5 protein-coding genes and 1 pseudogene are annotated in these 4,140 nt (G+C 73.2%); 5 read left to right on the top strand and 1 reads right to left on the bottom strand.

The annotated features are described in order from the left end of the window. The 5 genes from E1298_RS44855 to E1298_RS44835 form a co-directional block, all read left to right on the top strand. On the top strand, positions 1–205 hold a 205-nt coding region (locus E1298_RS44855), incomplete at its 5' end, for a PLDc N-terminal domain-containing protein (protein ID WP_207945235.1). Continuing rightward, complete coding sequence (locus E1298_RS44850) at positions 202–1,101, top strand: ABC transporter ATP-binding protein (protein WP_165975958.1); 900 nt, start codon at positions 202–204, stop codon at positions 1,099–1,101. The genes E1298_RS44855 and E1298_RS44850, both read left to right, overlap by 4 nt. Next, complete coding sequence (locus E1298_RS44845) at positions 1,098–1,718, top strand: hypothetical protein (RefSeq protein WP_131903471.1); 621 nt, start codon at positions 1,098–1,100, stop codon at positions 1,716–1,718. The genes E1298_RS44850 and E1298_RS44845 overlap by 4 nt, the downstream gene beginning before the upstream one ends. 50 nt (positions 1,719–1,768) lie before the next feature. Further along, a complete protein-coding gene (locus tag E1298_RS44840; RefSeq protein ID WP_207945234.1) occupies positions 1,769–2,410 on the top strand; it encodes a DUF1361 domain-containing protein in 642 nt (213 codons plus the stop codon). A 79-nt stretch (positions 2,411–2,489) separates the two neighbouring features. Then, on the top strand, positions 2,490–3,743 hold the full coding sequence (locus E1298_RS44835) for a cytochrome P450 (protein WP_243726228.1): 1,254 nt from the start codon (positions 2,490–2,492) through the stop codon (positions 3,741–3,743). On the opposite strand, the pseudogene E1298_RS48980 reads toward E1298_RS44835, so the two are convergent. Next, positions 3,708–4,140: pseudogene (locus E1298_RS48980) on the bottom strand (hypothetical protein); the annotation flags it as partial. The gene E1298_RS44835 and the pseudogene E1298_RS48980 overlap by 36 nt on opposite strands.

Genomic DNA, 4,140 nt, shown 5'->3' with positions numbered 1-4,140 from the left:
GGAGGGCGCCGTGGGGAAGGGGGAGGTTGCCGCCTTCGCGCCGCTGGTGCTGATCGCCGTGGTCTTCGTCGCCGGATGCCTCATCGATCTGGTGCGCCGTCCTCGCGTGCGCCATATGCCCAAGTGGGCCTGGGCCCTGGTCTGTGTCGCCTCGATTCCACTGGGCGGCGTGCTCTACCTGCTGGTCGGCCGGGAACATTCGTGATCGTCGCCACCCGTGGGCTGTGCAAGCGCTACGGCCGCCAGACGGCGCTGGAGGAGGTCGATCTCGCGATCCCGGCGGGCGGCGTGTACGGGCTCGTCGGGCGCAATGGGGCGGGCAAGACCACGCTGCTCGCGATTCTGGCCGGTCTGCGCCATCCCACGTCGGGGGCCGTCGAGCTCGCCGTCCCGCGCGGACAGGTCGGGGTCTGCCTGGACGTCCCCGAGTTCGAGCCGTGGCTGACGGCGCGCGAGGTGATCGATCTCGCGGCGGCCATGACCAGCGCGGCCCTGCCCGGGTCGGCGGGCGCGGACCTGCTGGGGGACGCGGGACTCGCCGACGCCGCCGACCGGCGTGTCGGCGGCTTCTCCCGGGGGATGCGCCAGCGCCTGGCGCTCGCCGCCACCGTGGTCGGTTCGCCCAAGGTCCTCCTTTTGGACGAGCCGTGCTCCGCCCTGGACCCGGCCGGACGCGCCGACGTCCTCGATCTCATGGTGCGCCTTGCGGAGAACGCGACGGTCGTCTTCTCCACCCATGTCCTCGCCGACGTGGAGCGGGTCTGCGACACCGTCGGCATCCTGCACGCCGGATCCCTGATCTACCAGGGCGGTCTGGAGAGGCTGCTGTCCGAGCACCATCATCCTGCGTGGCGTATCCGGGTGCGGGGCGCCCCGGAACCGGTCGCGGAGCGGCTTCGCGCCGAGCCGTGGACGGCCTCCGCCGAGTGCCTCCCGGAAGGTCACATCCGCCTGGAGGCCGTCTCCAGCAGCGCCGCCGAGGCCGGTCTAGCGGACGCACTCGCGCGCGCGGGCGCCCGGCTCGTCGCGGTCGAGCCCGAGGCCCCCGATCTGGAGGAGGTCTTCCTCGACCTCACCGCCCCCGTCAGGATTCCGACATGAGCCTGTGGCGCCTGGAATGGCTGCGGCTCTGGCGGACGGGGCGCGGCGCCGCCCTCGCGGCCGTGTTCGTCCTGTTCGGGCTCGTCGGCCCGCTCACCGCCCGGTATCTGCCCGACCTGATCGGGGGAGCCGACGACGACATCACGATCACCATGCCGCCGCCCGAGCCCGCGGACGGCGTCGAGGACTACCTGCAGAACGCCCAGCAGCTTGGCCTCGTCGTCACGGTCATCGTCGCGGCGTCGGCGCTCGCCTTCGACTCCCGTCCCGCGCTCAGCGCCTTCTACCGGACGCGCGTCGGCCATCCGCGCGTGCTGCTGCTCCCCCGCTATCTGGTCGTCACCGCCGCCGCCGTCGCGTCGTTCCTCCTGGGCGCGCTGGCCGCCTGGTACGAGACGGCCGTGCTGCTGGGCGGGCTCCCGGCCTCCAGGATGCTGCTGGGCATGGCCCTCGGGAGCCTGTACCTGTGCTTCGCCACGGCGGTCGCGGCGCTCGTCGCCGGTCTCATCCGCGGCGTCCTCGCCACGGTGGTCGGCACCCTGGCCCTCCTGCTCGCCCTCGCCGTCCTGGCCGCGCTCGCCACCGCGAGCCGATGCCTCGGACGCCGCGAAGTCTGAACACCCCGGGACCGATCATGCAATATGGGGCCATGGGCCTCATGGAGCAGATGGCACCGAATCTGACCGGCGTGCTTCGGCGTGACGCTTGGTGGATGGGCTGGAACACCCTTCTGGCGTGGATTCCCGTGCTTTTGGCCTGGACGCTTTTCCGGGGCCGTGCCGTGTCGCGGTCGCCCTTCTGGTGGGCGGGGCTGGTGCTGTTCGCGCTCTTCCTCCCCAACGCGCCCTACGTGGTCACCGACCTGGTCCATCTCCGCTCCGACATCCTGCTGTCGACCCAGGACGGCCCGGTGGTGACGGCCGTTCTGCCGGTCTACGCGCTGCTCATCGGGTCGGGCTTCCTCGCCTACTACCTGGCGCTCGGGGCGGCGCTCCGCCATCTCGGCAGGATCGGGCTGGGCGCGTGGCAGGGCCGGGCCGCCGTCGCGGCGCACGCCCTCTGCGCCATCGGGATCTTCCTCGGACGGTGGGCGCGGCTGAACAGCTGGGAGCCGGTCGTCGCCCCGCAGGCCGCGCTGGAGCGCGTCTTCGTCCACCTGACCTGGCAGTGGGCGCCCGCGCTGATCCTGGGCACCTTCGCGGTGACCTGGGTCGGCCACTTCATGACCAGGGCGGTCGCCGAGGCGTTCCGCGACGCCGCGCTGAAGAGCGCCCGCCGCCTCCACGGCGTTCTCGGCGCCGCCGATTGACAGCGGCGCCGGTTCCGGCCGATGCTCGTTGCGCGGCAGAGGAGCCTGGCGAACATCGGAAAAGAGGGTCGGCGTGGCCATGGCCGAGACACCGTCCGGTGCCCCCACCGGGTGCCCGATCTTCCCGTTCTCCGTGACGGATCCGCTCGCCGCCACACCGGCGCCGGACGGCCACCGGGGCCGGCGCATCGTCAAGGTCGCCTTACCCGAGGCGCAGGACGACACCTGGGCCTGGTGGGTCGCCGACCACGCCGCCGCCGAGCGCGTGTACCGCGAGGCCGACACGTTCTTGCGCGGCACGGCCGACGGCGTCCGGCCCTTTCAGAGTTTCGCCCCGCTGATCCTCACCCAGGACGGCGACCATCACCGGAAGCTGCGGAGCCTGGTCAACCGGGAGTTCACCCGGCCCCGCATCGAACGGTTCCGGCCCGCGATCGAAGCGCTCGTCGGCAGGCACGTCGACAGGATGGTCGCGGCGGGCGAGCCCGCCGACATCGCCGGCCATCTGGCCTGGCCCGTCTCGCTGAACGCCATCGCCGAACTCCTCGGCGCCCCCGAGGAGGGCAGGGAGCAGTGGCACGTTTGGGGCGAGATGCTGCTGTCGACCGGCCCCGACCGGGCCGCCGAGAACCGGGCGGCGATGACGGAGATGACCGGGTACGCCGCCCGGCTCATGGCCCGGCGCCGCGGCGATCCCGAGGGCGACGTGCTGTCCACCGCGGTCGTCAACGCCGAGCGGCTCGGCATCGACCCGCTGGAGGCGGCGATGCTGATCGCCAGCTTCGTCGTCGCGGGCTGGGAGACCACGGCCGCCGCGATCAGCTCGGCCGTCTACGCCCTGCTCACCCTCCAGGACGACGACGGCCCGCTGTACCGGCGGCTTCTCGGGGATCCCGGCCTCATCCCGACCGCGGTCGAGGAGATGCTCAGGGTGGTGCCCAACAGTTGGTTCGAGACGGGCCAGCCGCGCCGGGCCGCCCGCGATGTCGAGCTTGCAGGCGTCCAGGTCAAGGCCGGTGACGTCGTGCTGGTCGCCCAGGACATGGCCGGGCGCGACCCGAAGGTCTTCGACGACCCGGACCGGATCGACCTGGCCCGCGATCCCAACCCGCACTTGTCGTTCGGCAGCGGCGCCCACTTCTGCCTGGGCGCCCACCTCGCCCGCCTGGAGCTCACCATCGTGATCGAGCTGCTGACCGCCCGGCTGCCCGGTCTGCGCCTCGCTGTCGCCCCCGGTGAGGTCGTCTGGAACCGCGCCACCCTCATCAGGCGGCCCGAGTCGGTGCCCGTCGCCTGGTCAGGTGGCGGTGAGGAAGCGGGGCGGCCGCGGTAGGTGCGGGGTGAGGGTCGCCGTGGCGTGGGCGCGGATGCGCGGGACGGTGGACGTGGGGGCCAGGGTCACCACGCAGGCGCCGATCGAACGGCCGCCGAGGGCGCCCGCGTCGAGGGCTGTGCGCAGGGCCAGGTCGGGGATGGGTTCCCCGGGAGTGTGCGCGGCGGTGAGGCAGGGGCCCAGGTCCGCTGGACGGCCCGCGCGGAGGGCGGCGGCGGCCTGCTCGGCGTGCGCGGGGTCGTCCGGGACGAGACGGGGCGGCGGGACGCGGCGGGCGGCCAGGTCGATGATGAGCAGGCGCAGGCCCGCGGCGGCGAGGTCGCAGGGAAGGTGCTCGGCGCGGCGGGTCGTCAGGAGGGCGTGCGCCTCGCGGGGCCAGGGCCTGTCTCTTATACAC

The organism is Actinomadura rubrisoli (genome assembly GCF_004349215.1).
Lineage (GTDB): Bacteria > Actinomycetota > Actinomycetes > Streptosporangiales > Streptosporangiaceae > Spirillospora > Spirillospora rubrisoli.
The sequence above is the reverse complement of the archived record's forward strand: the minus strand, read 5'-3'. Positions and strand labels throughout refer to the sequence as shown.